Origin of the sequence: Deinococcus metallilatus (genome assembly GCF_004758605.1) — a bacterium.
Classification (GTDB): Bacteria; Deinococcota; Deinococci; order Deinococcales; family Deinococcaceae; genus Deinococcus; species Deinococcus metallilatus.
Genome location: NZ_CP038512.1, coordinates 178151 through 196884, shown reverse-complemented (window position 1 = coordinate 196884; position 18734 = coordinate 178151). Strand labels below are relative to the sequence as shown.

Genomic DNA, 18734 nt, shown 5'->3' with positions numbered 1-18734 from the left:
GGGTTAATGACCACAGCCTGGAGAGCAGGTACGCCCTGCTGGCTTAGAGCAACTCCCTGAGCGGCACCCCGACCCCCGCTGCTAACCGGTGCATGTTATCCACACCGACATTCCGGCGCCCCACTTCAATTTGAGCGATGTACGACCACGTGAGCCCGGAAGCCTCAGCTAAGTCCTCCAGGGTCATCCCCTTGCGGTTCCTCTCCTCACGCAGCCGTCGCCCGAAAGTCAGTCTGGATTCCGTCGGGGCGCCGCCTGTTTTTGCCACCACCCCAGGCTGGCAACCGCCCTACACATGGGCCATTCAATTAAAGCCATATCACTTAAAGCCATGTTACGTTATGGGCATACCTCAGGAGGTGCTGTGCCCATGAAAAAATGGCTTGTCATCGCTCTTTTCTTCTCGGCGACTGCGCAGGCGGCCCCCGCCGCCGACTGCAAGAGCTTGATATTGGCGGGCGTGAACAGGGTGATCTACCGGACTCAGGCCGTCTTCCCAGCCGAGCCGGAGACCGTGACTGCGGAGTTCTTCGATGACACCACCCCAGCGAGTCCAGTTGCATTCTGCGGTTACTCGTTCAGACCGGATCGGGCAGCACAGGTCTTGACGGTAAGCGCGCCCAAGCTGACGGCTTTCTCGAACATATTTCGAGAGGGCTACAGGGACACTGGTAGGATCGTCCTAGAGAACAAGTACTACAGCGATACCAGCCACCCGTCGAACGTCGTGTTCGACCCCAAGACTTATCGACTCAGTTTCGATGCGGCGGGTTCCCCTGTCACGCCGACCACGCTCGGTGTGACGGTCGATGGTGGTCCCCTTCAGCCCCTGTTCTACAAGAACACGCCCCGCAGTGTTCAGGTCCCAAAGACGGCACGTATGATCGACATCTACGCCAAGGCGCAGGCTGATACGAGGCTGGACTGGCAGCGTGTGACCATCGACCTCAAGAAGCCCGCCATCGTCTTCTACCAGAAGATGACCTTCCCGACGAAGTGAAGGGAGGGGGCGTCGCCCCCTTCCTGTGCCGCTCCCAAGTGTGGTGAGGCTGACGCGACGGTCCCCGGTCCGTCAACCCGATGTCGCCCGCCGCCCCTCCCGCGAGTGGCTGTCCACCCCCCGCCGGTAGATCCACAGGGTGGTTGTGTTCGGTCGTCTCCCGACCCGTGCTTCCACCCAGTCCGCCATCTCGGCGTAGCTCATGGGCGTGGTGGTGAGGGCGAGACGCAGTTCTTCCTCCTGCTCGGCGGTGAGCAGTCTCTTCCTGGGGCTGGGTCGCCCCCGCTTGACCTCCCGTATCCCCTCGGGGCCCTGGGCGTTGTAGCGGGTCACCGTCCGGCGCACGAGGTCCCACGACACACCCAGCCGCCGGGCGACCGTCGCCACCTCGGGACCCTGGTGGTAGTGCCAGAGGATGGTCCAGCGGCGCCGCTCACTGGGCGTGGGGGCCCCGTCCCGCTCACGGGTGAGGCCCGCGAGGTCGAGGTGCGCCGCGAGGGACCCGAGTTGCGGCGGTGGACGCCCGCCCTGCCGACTCAGCCGGTCGGCGACGGCCCCGTACCACGCCGGGACCGGGTGGAGGTGGTGGACCAGCGGACTCTTCGGGAGTCCCGCCGCCTGGCAGGTCCGCACGAACTGGTCCGGCCACCCCTGCAGCAGGAAATCCAGGTGCTGAAGCAACGTGCGGCGGTCTGGGAGGATGTGGTCCTCGAAGGTCCGGTTGGGGCGCGCAGATGGCTGCTTCAACCCCAGGAGACCGCATGCCCCGGTGAGGTGGACCTGCATCCCCCTGGTGAGGGCCACCGTCAGCAACTGGTGGAGCACGTCGAAGCCCTCCAGGACGGGCACGTCCCCCTGTCCCGGCCACGGCAGGACGCCCGTGTCGGCGCCCTGGAGCATCCACCCCTGCAACGCGAGGAGGGGGGCATCCCCGGGGGAAGCGTCTCCCCGCCTCAGGTCCGCCCCGCAGGTCGCGCAACAGCCGAAGGGCGGCTCGGGCTGTACGCTCCAGTCCTGCCCGTGCCCCAGGTCGTTGCGCTGTGGGGCGTAGGGCGCGTCGCAGGCCGGGCAGGCGTCGAGCAGCAGGCACCCGTGGTGTTGGCAGAGACCGACGAAGGAGAGCCGCCAGGTCTGGCGGAGGTACAGCCCTTCCCGCAGACAGGCTGGGCAGAACGACAGCCCGGGGCGCTCACACAGGTAGCCGCGCTTGTTCAGCGGCGTGACCCAGCGCACCTGGGACCTGGGCGGCAACGTGGGGATGACGCGCCCCACGAGAGGCCGCAGGGTCAGGGCCACGATGGTGTCCAGGGGGAGCCCCGTCGCCCCGGACAGGGCGCGGGCGACCTCTGCCCGCAGGGAGCGGTCAGGGTCGCGGGTCCAGAAGTTGTGGTGGCCGGTCATGTGGAACGAGAAGTAGGGCAGCCGCTGGGTGTTCGCGTGAGCCAGCCGCATGAACCACGAGGAGAACAGTTCGTCCGCGAAGGGCCGGGGACGCACCGGGAGCAGGCCCCCCTCCCCCTGCACCTCAGACCGCCTGCCCGCCGTCCTGTCCGGGTCCGTCCTCCTCGTCCTCTTCTGTCTCCCCATACTTCAGGTCTGCCAGCAGGGCCCCGTAGTTGAGGCGGTGCTGCAGCCCAGCCTCGGCGGCACTCGCCGCCTGGTCACGCTGGTCGGGCGGTATCCAGGGCAGTTCCAGCAGCGCCTTGCGGGTGATGCGCTCCTTCTGCGAGAGGATGGCCTGTCTCGCCGCCCGCCTGAGGAGCTTGCTCAGTTCACCGATGACCCCGCCCGTCATGACCAGCAGCAGGGGCGCGAGCTGTTCCGAGGCGAGGTCTGACCGCTTCCTCAGGGGCAGGGTGGCCTCGAAGGAGGCGAGCAGTTGCAGGAACTCGTCGTCAAGCTGCCACTTGGGAAGGACCAGGGGCGGGAAACGGTTCTGGATCTGCTTGTCGTCGCGCAGGACGGCCAGGGCGTCGAAGTTGCCCGTCAGGATGATGGGCCGCTGCAACTCGTTCCCCAGCTCCTTGATCGCGTTCAGGAGTTGCTGCCGCTGGGTGCCCGTCCCCGCGAGGCTGTTGTTGATCTCGTCGAGGATCAGCACCCTCATCCCCACCTTCAGCAACAGGTCCTTGATCTGGAAGAACTTCTTGTCGGGCTTGTCGGTGATCTTGAAGACCGCGTTCAGTTCCCTGAGCAGGCGGTTGTAGAAGCGGTCCTCATTCGGGGTGGCGGGAGCGTCGAACCGGATCACCGGGCGGACCGCCCGCGCTGCGTCCGGGTCGTCGACCAGGGGATGCAGACCTGCGAAACGCTTGACCAGCGTGGTCTTGCCGTTGTGGGTATCAGCCGTCAGGAGCAGGTTCGAGGGCCGGGTGAGAGAGGGCTCCTCGAACAACAACTCCATCTCGCTGAGGGCGTTCTTCGCCGCCGAGTAACCGATCCAGCGGTCCTCCGCGATGAACGCGAGCCGTTGCTCATCCGGTGCCCTCAACAGCCTCTGTGCCGCCTCGATCAACTGCCTGTCTTGTGTCACCTGACATGCCCCCCCTTGCATCCTACCGGGGACGGTGACCGGGGACAAGGGGTGTCCGGGTCATTCGATGTCATCGAAGGGCTTGATCTCGCGGGCCTTCTTGAAGGGGTTGAGGGCGGACCTGTCCTTCGAGGGAGGCTCCGCCTTCTCGGCCCCGGCGGGCCTGTCCACCCTGGCCCGCTGCCGCTGCTTCTCGGCCTCGGCACGCACGCTCTTGGTCTGCTCTTCCTCACCCTGGACGAGCCGCCGCATGAGGCGGAAGGTGTTCATGACGGCCCGCTCGTCCTCCAGCTTGATGCGATGCTTCCTGGCGAACACCCTGGTGGCCCGCAGCTCCCAGATGCTCATGGAGGGGAAGTTGGGTTGACGGCAGCGCACCTCGAAGTAGCGGTCCAGGTCGGGGTCGAGGAAGTAGACCGCCGAGACGTCCCGGGGGTCATAGCTCACGAGGAACTTCCGGGCGCGCGTGGGGTGGTCAGGGTGGCGGGCACCGATGTACCGGCGCAGCACGTCACTCATGTAGATCAGCCCGCCGTGGCGGATGCCGGTGCGTTGCACTGTGGCCTCGAAGAAGGGGAGGAAGTCCATCCTCAGACGGTCAGCACGGTCGCCCATGATGCGCTCGGGCAGACCGGTCGGGGGGTGGTCGTCCGAGCCGTGCAGCAGCCCGGCCTCCCAGGCGGCGAGTGGTGTCATGTCGAGTTCACTGTGGACACGGCGGTGGTAGACCCCCAGGATGTAGGCGGTCAGCCAGGTCTCGAAGGCTTCCAGGGTGATGGTGGCCTCCTCCTCGGCGTCGTAGTCACCGCGCGCCCTCGGGTTGCTGAACGTGGTGCCGGGGAGGGTGTGGATCTCCCGGAGCAGGGTGCCCAGGAGCCTCTCGATGTGACCGCCGTACTGGGGGCGGAGGACCGGGCGGAACTCACGGTCGGAGACGTGTTCCCTCAGGGCCCGCTCGATCATGTGGCCCCGGAACTCGCGGGCGTTGTCCATCTTCACGAGGACGGGCCTGCCGTAGCAGGGCCAGTCCAACTTCGAGGTGTGGTCCCCCACGACCGCCTCACCCATCTCGGCGCGGAGCAGACCGAGGATGCGGTCCAGGGCCTCCTCGTGGCGGGCGAGCCACAGGTCCTTGGGGAGGATGGCGTGGGTGAGGGCTGCCCCTGCCGCGAAGGCGTTGGGGTTGTCGAAGGAGATGTAGAAGCCCAGCACCACCCGGGAGAACACGTCCATGACCAGCGTGATCCAGGGTCTGCCGATGGGGAGCCGGTGGACGGTATCGACCAGCTGGATGTCGAGCGGGGTGTGGTCAATCTGGACGACCGCCAGCGGGTAGGTCGCGCCGGGGTAGTGGCCGAGGACCGGGTCGAGGACGCGGGCGGCGCGGCCCCCGAACCGCCTGCTCACCCGCCTGCGTTCCTCGATGCGGTAGATGCGGCGGCGGAAGGTCTGGAAGCCCGGGAGCCGCAGTTCCGGCTCGCCCTCAGCCCGGGTCCTGTTGGCGCGGTCCACCTCGGACTTCAGCCTCTCGTAGACGTTCTGCATCGTGGGGCGCTGCTCGGTGAGGTAGTCCTGCTCGATCAGCGAGTCCATCAGCTTCTCCAGGGCATCGGGGAGGCGACCCCCACCCCGGTCGGACCGCACCCGCCGCATCAGCCCGCGCACGGACTCAGTGGCCTCGTACTTCTTGAGCCAGCGGTACACGGTGGCGGGATCGCAGCCGTGGTCCCGGGCGACGGCCTCGACCTGGGCGCGGGTCCGGGTGGGGCCGAGTCGCAGCAGGGGTTCGATGACCGAGTGGCGGAACTCGGCGTCGCGCAGAGCGGTGGCGTAGCCCTCCGAGTCGAGGGCCCGCCCTGCCTCCCCTGCGACCTCCTCATGCCGCTCCGGGGTCAGTTCGTGGATGGGGGCGGTGAACAGTTCGCCGCGCTCATCCCGCAACTGGGCTTCCCGCAGGTTGGGGATGCGGACGATGCGGGCACGGCGACCCCGGTGCTCGACCCACTCGCCCGCCTGGGGGAGGACGCCGCCGCTCATGCCTGCCGCCGGGGACGGATGGGGCTGGTCATGTGGAAGGGCACGCTCAAGTCTGCCTCAATCCGCCGGGCCGCGATGAGTTTCCAGAGGACCGGGATCAGGTCCACTCTACGCTCTGCTGGGAAGGTCTCCAGGAGGGCCTGGGGCGTGACCTCGCCCAGGCCCAGAAGGGCAGCGAGCACCTCCTGTTCCACGGGAGCGGGGAAGTCGCGGCGCAGGTACGGGCGCAGGAACTGGGCGTTCTTGAGGTGAGGCGCCCGCACGGTGCGCTCGGTGACCAGGGTGAAGGTCCAGCCCTGTCTACGGGCATAGTCCCGGGCTGCCTGGAACTTCACGGCGAAGTGCCCTCGCTTCTCCCGGACTTCCTGGACGTACTTGACCTCGAAGAGCCCGGGGGGCCGGGCGCCCTGGTAACGCACGAGGGTGTCCGGGACGTAGCGCCGCCTCTTGCCCTGCTCATCGAGGTAGGAGATGGTGACCGGCTGAGGCACGACCTGCACCACCTCGGGGTCGAACTCCAAGCCGAGGTAGTGGTCCCGTTCGAGTGCGGACTCGTACTCGGCGCCGCCCTCCGCCTTGGAAGACGCCAGGGTACCTGTGATGGCGCGGTGGCTCTTGCCGATCCTGCGGACGGGCTTCGTTCCGGGCGCCTCAGATTGCCGTTTCACAGTTGCATGTATTGTGGTACATCAGACCTGGAGTTGCAAATAGTGAAGTATATCAGTTGCAGGTAGTATGGTCGAGAACGCTGAATGGTGCCGGGTAAGTTGCGGATACCATGGTTAGCGACACTGCGCCCCGGCGGCCTGCTGGTGCTGGACAACTTCAGCCCGCCGGGGCGGCTGCCCACGGCCCTGCACGCGGGCGACCCGGAGCGGGAGGCGCTGTGGGCACACCCGGAGTTGATCTGCACGGAGGTGGCCGTGAGTGCGGGTGAGCGCGTGATTCTGGCGGCGAGGACCGGATGAGGCGGCGGAATGCGGTCCACAGTCCGCAGTTTTTGGCCTTCCCTGCTTCCCGCCCACCGCGCACCGCGTACCAGAAAGAACCCCAGTGACCGCCCACGAACTCCACCTCACCCTCCTCCGTCATGGACGCAGCCGCGCCGACGACGAGGACGTGCATGAGGGCCGCTACGACTCGCCGCTGACGGACATGGGCCGCGCGCAGGCGAAGGCACTCGCCGGGCACTGGCAGGCCCACCCGCCCGGCTTCGAGCTGGCCTTCTGTTCCACGCTGGCCCGCGCGCACGAGACGGCCGAGATCGTGACGGCGGCGCTCGATGTTCCTCTGCGGCCGGACGATCTGTGGCGGGAATGGGACAACGGCCCCCTGGCGGGCCTGCCGCGCGAGGAGGCCCTGCGCCGTTTTCCCATCCCCGCCTTCCGGCATGATCTCGACCCCTTCACCGCCGAGGGGGGCGAGAGTCAGGCGGCGATCCGGGCGCGGGCGCTGCTCGCCCTGGAGAGCGTCTGGCAGGCCGGGGCTGCGAACGTGCTGGTGGTGTCGCACGGCGGCTTTCTGAACAGCGTGCTGCGCGAGCTGACCGGGGCGCACCGGGGCTGGTTCGCCTTCGGGGACACGGGATTTGCGACCGTCCAGCTTTCACGCGCCAGTCACACCGCTCTGCTGACCGGCGTGAATCTGACACCACACCTCACTCCTCCTGCCGCAGCAGTGGGTAAGGGTTGATGGCGCCGGAAGCCGTGTAGATGCCGTAGTGCAGGTGGGTCGGCGTCCCCCTGGCGTTGCCGCTGTCGCCCACGTAGCCCACCACCGTTCCGGCCTCGATCCACTCGCCTGCCTGCAAGTCGGCGTAGCGGTCGAGGTGCGCGTAGTAATGCCGCTGCCCACCGGGACCGAGAATCATCACTGTGCGTCCGCCCAGGCGGTTCTCGCCCACGTTCAGCACGATGCCGCTTGTGGTGGCGTGAATGGGGGTACCGCGCGGCGCAAAGATGTCCACCCCCTCGTGCCGCCTTTCCCCGCTGCGCGCCCCGCCCCAGGTGTCCGCGAAGTGCCGGTCGGGCAGAGGGGTGGGCAGACTCCGCGCGGTGGGCGCAGGCGCGGCCAGCAGAGCGGCGTACCGCTGGGCCTTCCGCACCGCGGGCCACAGCAGGTACGCCGCGCCCACGAGCAGCGCGAGAACCGGCAGCAGGCGGAGCAGACGGCGCATTCGTTCAGCATGGAGCGCGGGGATGAGAGGTTGAAGGCTATCTGCTCCCGTGCCACCCGCTAGGCTGCGGCGATGGCCCTGAATGGCGGCTACACCTATCGGGAGGAACTGGGCACCCGGGCACGTGGGCTGACGGTGCTGGCCTACCTGACACGCCACTACCCCCACTCCAGCGAAGGCGACTGGCTCTCAAGGCTGGAGCGCGGCGAAGTCAGCCTGGACGGCCTGCCCGCCCACGGTCCGGAGGGGCTGCGGCCAGGTCAGGTGCTGGAATGGCGGCGGCCTCCCTGGCAAGAGGAGGCTGTGCCGCTGCACTACGCCCTGATCCATCAGGACCCGGCGCTGCTGGCGGTCGCCAAGCCTTCGGGGTTGCCTACCCTGCCGGGCGGCGGTTTCCTGAACCACACCCTGCTCGCCCGCGTGCGCGCCGACTTTCCGGAGGCCCGCCCGCTGCACCGTCTGGGACGCGGGACCTCCGGCCTGGTGCTGTTTGCGCGGACGCACGAAGCCGGGGCGATCCTGGCGCGGGCCTGGCGGGAGCAGGCGGTCCAGAAACGCTACCGGGCGCTGGCGGTCGGCCTCCCATCACGGGAGGACTACGTCATCACCACGCCCATCGGCCCGGTGCCGCACCCGCGCCTGGGCAGTGTGTTCGCGGCGAGCGCGCCAGGCAAGGCCGCTTCCAGCCACGCTTCCGTGCTGGAACGTCGCGCGGGCCAGACCCTCTTCGCGGTGGACATCCACACCGGGCGCCCACACCAGATTCGCATTCACCTCGCCGCCATCGGGCATCCGCTGCTGGGTGATCCGCTGTACGCCCCGGGCGGCCTGCCCAGAGCTGACCTGCCGGGGCTGCCGGGCGACGGCGGGTACTGGCTGCATGCCGAGCGGCTGACCTTCCTGCACCCGCTGAGCGGCGAGCGCCTGAGCCTGGAGGCGCCTCCGCCCGCCGAACTGCGCCGCGCGGACGGAACCTGACCTGTCACCCGGTTTCCCCGCCCGGCGGCGCTACAATCCCCCGGTGACGATTGTGGCCGCGCCCGGAACGCACGTGTGGACTCTGGAAGGAGGCCTCACCGCCGCGTTCGAGCAACGCAAGGGGCCGGGCTTCGCGCTGGACCTGCGGGTGCCGGTGGGCGGCGCCCATGACCCGCTGGGCCAGGAAGGCTCGGCGGGCGTGCTGGAGGAGTGGCTCTACAAGGGGGCGGGGGGCCGGGATGCCCGCGCCTACCAGGACGCGCTGGACGACCTGGGCGTGCGACGCGGCGGGGGCGTCGGCCCGGAAGCCACCCGCTTTGGCGTGAGCGGCCTGACGGCGGACCTCCCCGCCGCGCTCGGCCTGGTCGCGGACCTGCTGCTGCGCCCCGCCCTCCCGCCGGAGGAGCTGCCGGTCCTCGCGGACCTCGCGCGGCAGGACCTGGAGGGGCTGGAGGACAGCCCGCCCGACCTGCTGGCGACGGAAGCGCGGCGGCTGGCCTTTCCCCGCGACCCGGCCTCCCCCTTCGCGGGCTACGCGCATCCGGCCAGCGGCACGCCGGAAGGCCTCTCGAATCTCAGCGTGGACGGCCTGCGCGCCTTCCTGGCCCGTTACGGCACGCGCGGCAGCGTGGTGGGCCTGGTGGCCGACGCCGACCCCGCCGAGGTCCGCGCCCTGCTGGAACGGGCCTTTGCCGGGTGGCGCCCGGGCGAGGCCGTGACGGTGCCTGCCGACTTCCGCCCCGGCCTGCGCGTGCATGTCCCCCATGCGGAGGCCGAGCAGACGCACCTCAGCGTGACCGCGCCGGGCGCCCCGCCGCGCAGTGCCGACTGGCTGGCCTGGCAGGTGGCCCTCACCGCACTGGCGGGGGGGAGTGCCAGCCGCCTCTTTCACGCCGTCCGGGAGGAACGCGGCCTGGCCTACAGCGTCAGCGCGTCACCCGTCCTGCTGGGCGGCCGGGGCTTTCTGGCCGCCTACGCGGGCAGCACGCCCGAGCGCGCGCCCGAGACGCTGGCGGTGCTGCTGGCCGAACTCGCCCGGCTGCCGCAGGGCCTGACCGAAGCCGAGTTCGAGCGCGCCCGCCGCGGCCTGACCGCCAGCGTCGTGTTCGGGGCCGAGAGCCCGCGCGCCCGCGCGAGTGGCCTCACGCGCGACCTGGCGGTGTTCGGACGGGTGCGGAGCGTGGCGGACCTCCGCGCCCAGATCGCGGCCCTCACGCTGGAACGTGTGAATGCCTTCCTGGCAGGCTACGACCCCGCCGCGCAGGCGACCGTCGTGACCCTCGGCCCCGGGGAGGTGCCCGCATGACAGTGCGGCACACCCTCCCGAACGGCCTGACCCTCCTGCTCGAACCCGAGGCGGGGGCACAGACCGTCGCCGCCGGGTACTTCGTGGCGACCGGGGCACGCGACGAGCGCCCGGAGGAGATGGGCGCCTCGCACTTTCTCGAACACCTGATGTTCAAGGGGTCGGAGGGGCTGGACGCCGCCACGCTGAACGAGCGCCTGGACGAACTGGGCGGCCACGCGAACGCCTTTACCAGCGAGGAGGCGACCGTCTACCACGCGGCGACCCTCCCCGAGCAGACGCCCGAGTTGCTGGACACCCTGACCGAGCTGCTGCGCCCCGCCCTGCGCCCCGGCGACATCGAACCCGAGCGCGGCGTGATCCTCGAAGAGATCGCGATGTACGCCGAGCAGCCCGCCGTGCGGGTGATGGACGAACTGCGGGCCGACTACTGGGGCAAGCATCCGCTGGGGCACGCGGTGCTGGGAACGCCGGAGACGGTCGGCGCCCTCAGCCGCGAAGCGTTGGAACGCCACTGGCGCGAACGCTACGGTGCGGACCGGGTGACCCTGGCGGTCGTCGGGGCCTTCGATCCCGGCCGGGTGCTGGCCTGGGCCCAGGAGGAACTGAAGGGCTGGCCCGCCGGGACGCCGCCAGCCGGAGCTGCGCCCGCCCGCCCCCTGGCCCCCGGCACCGTCCGCACCCTGCACGACGACCGCCTGACGCGGGCGCAGGTCGCGCTGGCCCTGCCCGGCCTACCCGCCACCCATCCGCTGCGCGAGGCCGCCGTGGTGCTGGCCGAACTGATCGGCGGCGAGAATGGCCTGCTGTACTGGGCGCTGCTCGACACCGGTTTGAGTGACAGCGCCGACCTGGCCCACCTGGACTACCGGGACGGGGGAACCTTCGAGGGCGGCTTTTCCTGCGACCCCGGACGCGCCCAGGCGGTGCTGGACGCCTACCGCGCCGTGCTGGAGACGGCCCCCGGCGCACTGACCGAGGCGGCCGTCCGCCGCGCCGCCCGCAAACTGGCGGTGGGCACCCTGCTGCGCGCGGAAACCCCGCAGGGCCGCCTGTTTGCGCTGGGCATGGAGGCCCTGGCGCTGGGGCAGGCCCTGTCCACCGCCGAACTGGTGGACCGCGCCGCCCGCGTCACCCTGAGGGACGTGCGCGAGGTGCTGGAGCTTTGCCCGCTCACGCGGCCGACGGTCGTGGCGCTCGGTCCTCTTGCCAACCTGCGCTAAAGGCGGACGGGCCGAGAACAGGCCCGGTCAACCTTCAGCCACCATGAGAAACCCCTAATGAAACGGTGGGGAAACCTTGCAGCGGCGCAGAGGGATAGTTATCATGCCTCTCACCGGAAAAACGGCCCGGATTTTTTGTGCCGAACAGCCTCTTTTCTCCAGCCTCACGGCACGGCCGTGGTGTTGGCGATCACATCCGGCGTTCAAGGAGTTCACATGAAATCACACCGCAGTTTGTCCCTCGCCCTGTTGACTGGCCTGCTGCTCTCGGCGTGCGGTCCCTCGAACGGGAACGGCCCCACGCCGCCGCCTGCCAGCGATACCAGCATGATCGGCACGGGCAGCAGCACGGTCGCCGGGTACCTCGCCAACGCCCAGGCCGGGAAACTGGTCGCGGGCAGCGCCGTCACGGTGGAGAATGCCAGCGGCAGCGTGATCGCCAGCGGCGCGACGAATGCGGAGGGCAAGTTCACCCTCAAGCTCGATCCGGGCGTCTACAACCTCAGCTTCAAGAAGGACGGCTACGCGGCTTCGCGAATCGAGGGCCTGCGGGTGGTGAGCGGCACGAACCCGCCGCTGAACGCCATCGAGCGCCTGGCCTTCGCCACCACGCTGCCCATCGCCGTGCCCAAGCTGGACGTGAAGTACCTCCAGGGTGCGGACGCGGTGGACTTCAGCAACGACCCGGCGAAGGCCGCGCAGTTCAACGCGAGTGCGGGCGTGCCGGTGCAGATCACGGCCAGCACGGCGGGCAACCCCGCCACCAGCCCCAACCTCATCTACGCGGGCCTGGGCGGCGTGCCGGGGAGCGGCGCCTTCGGGACGCGCGTGCTGGTGAACAACGATCCCAAGAACACTGAGCTCAAGACGACCGCGACGCTGACGGGTGCCAACCTGCGGGGCGTGCGCGGCCCGACCGAGCTGTACATCGTCGTCTACGACAGCAACGACAACCGCATCGAGCGGCGCATTCCCATCGTCGTGAACGACGACAAGCCGAACGACGCCACGCTGACCAGCGTCGGTGACCCCAAGGCGATGGCCGTGACGCTCGCGCAGCGGAGCGGGTTCTACAGCCCGATCCAGCCCACCGGCGCGCCCGATGACATCAGCACGCTGTTCGTGGACCTGAGCTGGAACTACACCAGCGGCCTGGGGGGAACGCCCCTCGGCGTGCGGGTGTGGACCAGCGACGACGGCAACACTTTCCGCCTGCTCAAGACGGTGAACGGCAGCGATAAGACCGCGCGCGACGGCAGCGGCAGCCTGGAAGTCGGCAAGAAGGTCTACTACCAGTTCGAGGTCTACAGCAGCACCCAGAGCGTCCGCAGCGACGTGGTCAGCACCACCCCGCTGGACAGCTTCACCCTGACCAACCTCAAGCCCGCCAACAACAGCCGCGGCGCGTCGCGCACCCCCACCCTGTCCTGGGACGTGTCGAAGAAGGTCGGGGACTACCGCAAGTTCTACGTGATGGTCAACGACTACCCGCAGCAGAGCAGCGACTGCTTCTGGGGCAACCTGCTGTGTACCGGCGACACCAAGGACAACATGTTCAGTGACGACGGCAGCGCGCCCGCGCTGAAGAACACGGACAACAGCTACTCCATCGCCTTCAACGCCAACGGCAAGGCGCTGCTGCCCGCCCTGGAGAGCAACCACGCCTACACGCTGGACATCTCGGCGGCGGCCTTCAGCAAGGACGGGAACGCCATCAGCATCGCCCACGACTACTTCTCGGCCTTCTACGCGGCCCCGACCGGGTGCAACTTCGGCGGCCCGGTGTGCCAGGGCGAGGTCAGCAACTTCACGACGGGAGACAAGTGATGAAAAAACGCCTCACCCTCACCAGCCTGAGCGCCGCCCTGCTGCTCGCGGCCTGCGGCCGTACCGCCCCCCAGCCGGACACGGCCACCGGCACCGCGCCGGACACCACCGCCCTCCAGCAGCAGCTCAGCGGCGTGACCCGGCTCAGCAGCGTCCTCGGCCAGACGCTCCCCGACGTGGCCGGGCTGGCCAAGACCGGCAGCGAGGGCGACACCACCCAGGAACTGGTGGTCGCCTACCAGGACCGCGCCTTTGTGGACCGGCTGGCCGCCCACCTCGGCGCGCGGGTCGCGGATGACCTTCCCCAGCTCCGGGTCGCGCTGCTGGTGCTGCCGGACACCCTCAGCGTGAACCGCGCGGCGGCGGCCCTGACCCTCCGCCCGGTCAGCGGCCTGCGCTACGCCGAGGCCAACGGTTACCAGGGCAAGCTGCCGGTGCTGCCGGACGGCCAGCACCTGAGCGGCCAGGGCCTCACGGCGCAGGCCGACAGCAGCGATCCGCTGAGCGAAAAGCAGTGGTGGATCAAGCAGATTCAGGCCGATCAGGTGCGCGGGATCTCCACCGGCAAGGGCGTGATCGTCGGCGTGGTGGACGATGACTTCGACCGCCTGCACGAGGACCTCAAGGCCGACGGCAAGATCGTGACGGGGATCGACACCAGCACCGGCAAGGAGCTGACGCCCGACATGCCCCTCACCAGCGGCTCGCACGGCAGCGGCACGGCGGGCACCATCGCCGAGCGCATGGGCAACCCGGTGGGCGGCGCGGGTGTGGCCCCCGACGCGATCCTGATGCCGGTCCGCATCTTCACGCCCAAAGGGTTCACCGGCTCCTTCAACGTGGCCAAGGGCATGGTGTACGCGGTGGACCACGGGGCGCGGGTGCTGAACAACTCCTGGGGTGGCGGCGGGTACACGCAGCTCGTCAAGGACGCGGTGGACTACGCCCTGGGCAAGAACGTGGTGGTGGTCGGCGCGGCGGGCAACGACTACTCGAACCTGTTCAACGGCCCCGGCGCTTACACCGGCGCGATCAACGTCGGCGCGAGCGCGGGCGACGACCGCAAGGCCTCCTTCAGCAACTGCGGCCTGCGGGTGGACCTCTTCGCGCCCGGCGATTACGGCCTGACCACCTACATCAACGAGGCCCTGTCCTCGCCCGCCCGCGAGTCCAGCTACGGCCTCTTCAACGGCACCAGCATGGCGAGTCCGGTGGTGTCAGGGGCGGCGGCGCTGCTGCTCCAGCTCAAGCCCGACCTGACGCCCTACCAGGTCAAGAAACTGCTGGCCAGCACCGGCGACCCGATGAATCCCGACCTGTATCCCTGCGTCAAGGGCTACAACCGGCTGAACGTGAAGTCGGCGCTGGCCGCCCTCCAGGCTGGCAAGGTTCCCGCCGACGGCGGCAGCGTGCAGGTGGAGGTCGTGGACATCAGCGAGGGGTCCCCGATCAGCGGCACCGACGTGATCCTCACGCCGCTCGAAGGCCAGAACAAGGGGATGGACTACCTCGGGCGCACCGGCAACAGCCAACTGGAACCCAGCGCCAAGACCGCGTTCTCCGGCGTGGCCCGCTTCTTCGGCGTCGAGCCGGGCCGCTACCGCGTCAGCGTGGCCGGACCCAGCGTGAACGAGTACGGCGGCACCCGCGACAACATCATGGGTGAAATCACCGTCACGGCAGGCAAGAACCTGAACCTCAGCTACGCGCATCAGGTGGACTTCTACGAGTACAGCGTCGTGAACAAGGCGCTGTACCGCAACAACAGCCTGCAAACCGCCACCGACCTGACGACCATCCCCAACGCGGCCTTCGCGGAGAGCCTGCTGCTCGGCGGCGCCTTCGACAGCGCGAACCTCGTGTACGCCGATCCGGTGAAGGGGCCGGACGTGGATTACCTGAAGCTCAGCGTGGGCGCGGGGCAGACCCTGACGGTGCAGGGGCTGGCGGCCAGCATCGGCTCCAAGACGAACGTGCAGGTGGATCTGCTGGATGCCAGCGGCGCCGTTGTCGCGGCGGGCAAGGCCGTGGCGGGCGCGATCAGCAAGGGCGGCGGGGACAGCGTGGCGAGCGTCAAGGCGACCACCGCCGGAACCTACTACATCCGCTTCAGCAACACGACGGCGACCGAGGGCCTGGGGGCTTTCTACACCAGCCTCGTCACCATCAAGTAAACCCGACCGGGAGAGGAGCGGAGGCCGCGGCTTCCGCTCTTTCTCGTGGGCTCATCCCTTGCGCCGGGAGAACGCGGCGCAGGGTGAGGGTGCGAATGTTCCCTTCCGGTGCCGGGGGAGGCCCGCAGCGGGTGGCTTCTCCGTGGGGCACCGCCATCCGGTCAAGACCGTCCTGCGCCACGCCCCCACTCAGGGAGCGGGACGCGCTGAGGCCATCTCGACGCCGCGCGCTGCACGTGGACGACGACCCGACAGCCCCGAGGCCCTGCGGGAAACCATCTTTCCCCGCTTCGGCAGAGCCAGACGTGCGCCACCAGGGGCAAAGGGTTGAGCCTCGCCAGCGTCCGCGCCCTGACGGGGGCGCCCAGCGGGCAACAGCGAAACCCGAGCACCCGCGCCCGAGCTTCACCGCGGACAGCTACCGCCACGTCTATAAGGACGAGCATGAGGAGTGGGCGCTCGACCTGAGTGACCCGATCGAGGGGCGGCGCAAGGCGTAGGGGCCGTTTCGCCGGGTTTGTCACGCCAGCAAAAGAGGCCTCTCCACTCTCTCTTCCTTAAACAGAAAACCCCGCTTGGCGCGGGGTTTTTTCTGGTGCACTCGCCGCGATTCGAACGCGGGACCTGCCCCTTAGGAGGGGGCCGCTCTATCCAGCTGAGCTACGAGTGCAGGTCAGCCGATGCGGCGGGCAGTATAGCAGGGCGAGGAGGCCGGGAAAACATACGGCCTCCCCTGCCGCTGGTCCCGTCCGCTCAGCGGTTCATGATGTGAATCGCCTGCTTGTGGACCGCCTCGGCGGCCTCCAGCACGGACTCCCCGAGGGTGGGGTGCGCGTGGATGGTCAGGGCGATGTCGGCGGCGGTGGCGGCCATCTCCAGCGCCAGGCTGGCCTCGCCCAGCATGTCCGAGGCGTGGGGGCCGACGATGTGGACGCCCAGCACCAGATCGGTGTCCTTTTCGACCACCATCTTCACGAAGCCGTCGGTCTGCTGGAGGGTCATCGCGCGGCCCGAGGCGCTGAAGGGGAAGTTGCCGGTCTTGACCTGATAGCCCTTGTCCTTGGCCTCCTGCTCGGTGAGGCCGACCCAGGCGAGTTCGGGGCTGGTGTAGACGACGCCGGGGATGGCGACGGCGTCCTGCGCGGCGGGCTTCCCGGCGACCACCTCGGCAGCGACCAGCCCTTCCTTCATCGCCTTGTGGGCCAGCATCGGGTTTCCGGCCACGTCGCCAATCGCGTAGATGTGGGGCACGTTGGTGCGCTGCTCGCGGTCGGCAGGGATGAAGCCGCGGTCGGTGACGGTCACGCCCGCCGCCTGCGCGTTCAGGCCGTCGGTGCGGGGACGGCGGCCCACTGCGACCAGCACGCGGTCGAAGACCTCGGTGCGCTTCTCGCCGGTCTTGACGCTCTCCAGTTCGACGTGGATGCCGTCCGCCTTCTTCTCGGCCTTGTTGGCCTTGGTCTGCGTCTCGATCTCGATGCCCTGCTTCTTCATCGCCTTGCTGAATTCCTTCACCGCGTCGGCGTCGGCACCGGGGATGATGCTGGGCAGGAACTCGATCACCTTCACCTTGGCGCCGAGGTTGTTGTACACGTGCGCGAACTCGAAGCCGATCACGCCGCCGCCCACGCACAGCATCCGCGCCGGGATGGGGTCGGGCACAACGAGGGCGCCGGTGGAGTCCACGATGTTCTGCTGGTCCACCTCCAGCCCCGGCAGCCGCGCGGGTTCCGAGCCGGTCGCGATGATGATGTTCGAGGCGGTGTAGGTCTTGTCGCCCACCTTGACCGTGTGGGGATCGACGAAGCTGGCCTGGCCGACCAGATGCGTGACCTTGTTGGCCTTGAAGAGAGCGCCCACGCCGCCGGTCAGCTTCTTGACGATGCCGTCCTTCCAGCCGTTGAGCTTTTGCACGTTCAGCTTCTGCTCCCCGAAGCTCAGGCCGAAGTCGGCAGCCTCGTGGGCGGCAGCCATCATCTCGCCCGCGTGCAGGAGCGCCTTGGTGGGAATGCAGCCCACGTTCAGGCACACGCCGCCCAGGGCTTCGCGCTCGGCGCAGGCCACCTTGAGGCCCAGTTGCGCGGCGCGAATCGCGGCGTGGTAGCCGCCCGGCCCGGCCCCGATCACGAGGAGGTCAAAGTCCATCTGTTTCGTCATGCGGGCAGTCTAACGCGCGTCCGAAAGTCCCACCAATCACGCCTGCCGGGAGTTGGACAGGGTCCATTGACCACTCGCAATGGTGAGTCAAGCCTCCAGAAACTCCGCCACCACCCGGTTGAGCAGCCACCAGCCCGTCGGCGTGGCGCGGAGTTGGTCGCCCTCCAGGGTCAGCAGGCCCCGGCGCACGTTGGCGGCGAGAGGCCGCGCGTACCGCTCGCGGACGTTCAGCCCGCTGCGCCGCGTCAGGTCCGCGAGGTTCAAGCCTTCGCGCAGGCGCAGGCCCATAAAGAGTGCGTCGGTGACGTACTCCTCGGCGTCTATCGGCTGCACTTCGCCCTCCTTGCCCGTCAGCCAGTCGTGGAGGTGGGGGTTGGTGCGGCGGAGGGTGAGGGGGGAGTGGTCAGTGGTCAGTGGTGAGTGGAGGTCAAGTCCATCTGCCATCTGCTCTCCGCCCCCTCCTGCGGACTCGTAGAGCTGCCCCGCAGAGCTTTGCAAGCCCGCTGGATAGTGTCCCGCCGCCCCCGGCCCCAGCCCCAGATACGTGCGGCCCAGCCAGTAGGCGAGGTTGTGGCGGGATTCCTGACCGGGACGCGCGTAGTTGCTGACCTCGTAGCGGGTGAAACCGAGGGCGGTGAGAAGTTCCTCGGTGCGCTCGAAGCCCGCGCGCTCGTCGTCCTCCTCCACAGTCACGCCCCGGCGGGCGAACTCGGTGCCCGGCTCGATGGTGAGGGTATAGGCGCTGACGTGGCCCACGCCCAGGTCCACCAGCCCGCGAATATCGCTTTCGAGGGGCTGGCCGGGCACGGCGGTGATCAGGTCGCCGCTCACGCGAAAGCCCCGGTCCACCAGGGTCGTCACGGCCTCGCGGGCCTGCCGCGCGTCGTGCTGTCGGCCCAGGAACTTCAGCGTGGCGTCGTCGAGGCTCTGTACGCCCACCGACGCTCGGTCGAAGCCCAGGTCACGCCACAGGGCCGCCCGGTCCGCGCTAACGGTACCGGGGTTGATCTCCAGCGTGTTTTCCAGGCGGCCCCAGCCCAGGTGACGGCGGATGCTCTCCGAGAGAGCCGTGATTTCCGGGTCGCGCAGAAAGCTGGGTGTCCCGCCGCCGATATACACCGTGTCGAGGTCCACCGCGTACTCGCCCGCAAGCCGCGCGGCTTCCTCCTCCACCCGTTCCAGGTACTTTTCGACCAATCCCGCCCGGCGCGTCAGGACGTGAAAATCGCAGTACGGGCAGATGGTCGGACAGAACGGAACATGGACGTAAAGGTGGCGGACGGTCGGGTCGAGGGCGGGCACAGGGGTAGGGTACGTGGGAAA

The 18734-nt window shown here is 68.9% G+C and carries 16 protein-coding genes and 1 tRNA gene; 8 read left to right on the top strand and 9 right to left on the bottom strand.

Translation table 11 applies throughout. The features are described from left to right. Positions 1-43 precede the first annotated feature (43 nt). Positions 44-187 (bottom strand): helix-turn-helix domain-containing protein, encoded by a 144-nt coding sequence (locus E5F05_RS22095; protein WP_241687073.1) that lies wholly within the window; start codon positions 185-187, stop codon positions 44-46. Between the two features lie 183 nt (positions 188-370). Between E5F05_RS22095 and E5F05_RS06845 the strand changes: the two genes are divergently transcribed. Beyond that, positions 371-1000, top strand: coding sequence for a hypothetical protein (locus E5F05_RS06845; RefSeq protein ID WP_129117879.1), 630 nt, complete (start codon positions 371-373; stop codon positions 998-1000). A 72-nt stretch (positions 1001-1072) separates the two neighbouring features. Here E5F05_RS06845 and E5F05_RS06840 read toward each other — a convergent pair whose 3' ends face one another. The 4 genes from E5F05_RS06840 to E5F05_RS06825 are packed head-to-tail and all read right to left on the bottom strand — an operon-like array spanning position 1073 to position 6238. Further along, on the bottom strand, positions 1073-2497 hold the full coding sequence (locus tag E5F05_RS06840) for a TniQ family protein (RefSeq protein WP_164973374.1): 1425 nt from the start codon (positions 2495-2497) through the stop codon (positions 1073-1075). A gap of 28 nt (positions 2498-2525) precedes the next feature. After that, on the bottom strand, positions 2526-3533 hold the full coding sequence (locus tag E5F05_RS06835) for a TniB family NTP-binding protein (protein WP_241687072.1): 1008 nt from the start codon (positions 3531-3533) through the stop codon (positions 2526-2528). Positions 3534-3593: 60 nt separating this feature from the next. Continuing rightward, positions 3594-5570, bottom strand: a complete 1977-nt coding sequence (locus tag E5F05_RS06830) for a Mu transposase C-terminal domain-containing protein (protein WP_241687071.1) — start codon at positions 5568-5570, stop codon at positions 3594-3596. Next, positions 5567-6238, bottom strand: a complete 672-nt coding sequence (locus E5F05_RS06825) for a TnsA endonuclease N-terminal domain-containing protein (RefSeq protein WP_129117876.1) — start codon at positions 6236-6238, stop codon at positions 5567-5569. The genes E5F05_RS06830 and E5F05_RS06825 overlap by 4 nt, the downstream gene beginning before the upstream one ends. Before the next feature lie 84 nt (positions 6239-6322). Between E5F05_RS06825 and E5F05_RS06820 the strand changes: the two genes are divergently transcribed. Both E5F05_RS06820 and E5F05_RS06815 read left to right on the top strand, forming a co-directional pair. Then, complete coding sequence (locus tag E5F05_RS06820; RefSeq protein ID WP_184117633.1) at positions 6323-6538, top strand: hypothetical protein; 216 nt, start codon at positions 6323-6325, stop codon at positions 6536-6538. 85 nt (positions 6539-6623) lie between these two features. After that, on the top strand, positions 6624-7262 hold the full coding sequence (locus tag E5F05_RS06815) for a histidine phosphatase family protein (protein ID WP_129117875.1): 639 nt from the start codon (positions 6624-6626) through the stop codon (positions 7260-7262). On the opposite strand, the gene E5F05_RS06810 is transcribed toward E5F05_RS06815, so the two are convergent. Further along, positions 7228-7746 (bottom strand): M23 family metallopeptidase, encoded by a 519-nt coding sequence (locus E5F05_RS06810; RefSeq protein WP_129117874.1) that lies wholly within the window; start codon positions 7744-7746, stop codon positions 7228-7230. The genes E5F05_RS06815 and E5F05_RS06810 overlap by 35 nt on opposite strands. 72 nt (positions 7747-7818) lie before the next feature. On the opposite strand from E5F05_RS06810, the gene E5F05_RS06805 reads away from it, so the two are divergent. The 5 genes from E5F05_RS06805 to E5F05_RS06785 all read left to right on the top strand — a co-directional run bounded on the left by E5F05_RS06805 (position 7819) and on the right by E5F05_RS06785 (position 15254). Further along, positions 7819-8724: an RluA family pseudouridine synthase gene (locus E5F05_RS06805; protein WP_129117873.1), complete on the top strand. Its 906-nt coding sequence runs from the start codon at positions 7819-7821 to the stop codon at positions 8722-8724. A 43-nt stretch (positions 8725-8767) separates the two neighbouring features. Further along, positions 8768-10030, top strand: coding sequence for a M16 family metallopeptidase (locus E5F05_RS06800; protein WP_129117872.1), 1263 nt, complete (start codon positions 8768-8770; stop codon positions 10028-10030). Continuing rightward, on the top strand, positions 10027-11253 hold the full coding sequence (locus tag E5F05_RS06795) for a M16 family metallopeptidase (RefSeq protein ID WP_129117871.1): 1227 nt from the start codon (positions 10027-10029) through the stop codon (positions 11251-11253). The genes E5F05_RS06800 and E5F05_RS06795 overlap by 4 nt, the downstream gene beginning before the upstream one ends. A 216-nt stretch (positions 11254-11469) precedes the next feature. Then, the gene (locus E5F05_RS06790; RefSeq protein ID WP_164973373.1) at positions 11470-13080 is read left to right on the top strand and encodes a carboxypeptidase-like regulatory domain-containing protein; all 1611 of its coding nucleotides are present in this window, start codon (positions 11470-11472) and stop codon (positions 13078-13080) included. Beyond that, positions 13080-15254 carry a S8 family peptidase gene (locus E5F05_RS06785; RefSeq protein WP_129117869.1) on the top strand — a complete coding sequence of 725 codons (2175 nt, stop codon included), beginning with the start codon at positions 13080-13082 and terminating at the stop codon, positions 15252-15254. Before E5F05_RS06790 ends, E5F05_RS06785 begins: the two co-directional genes overlap by 1 nt. 593 nt (positions 15255-15847) lie before the next feature. Here the strand turns inward: E5F05_RS06785 and E5F05_RS06780 are convergent. From E5F05_RS06780 to hemW, 3 genes are all read right to left on the bottom strand, one after another. Next, positions 15848-15924: transfer RNA gene (locus E5F05_RS06780), tRNA-Arg, on the bottom strand. Positions 15925-16007: 83 nt separating this feature from the next. Beyond that, positions 16008-17411 carry a dihydrolipoyl dehydrogenase gene (gene lpdA, locus E5F05_RS06775; RefSeq protein ID WP_129117868.1) on the bottom strand — a complete coding sequence of 468 codons (1404 nt, stop codon included), beginning with the start codon at positions 17409-17411 and terminating at the stop codon, positions 16008-16010. 87 nt (positions 17412-17498) lie between these two features. Next, positions 17499-18713: a radical SAM family heme chaperone HemW gene (hemW, locus tag E5F05_RS06770; RefSeq protein ID WP_129117867.1), complete on the bottom strand. Its 1215-nt coding sequence runs from the start codon at positions 18711-18713 to the stop codon at positions 17499-17501. Positions 18714-18734: the final 21 nt, after the last annotated feature.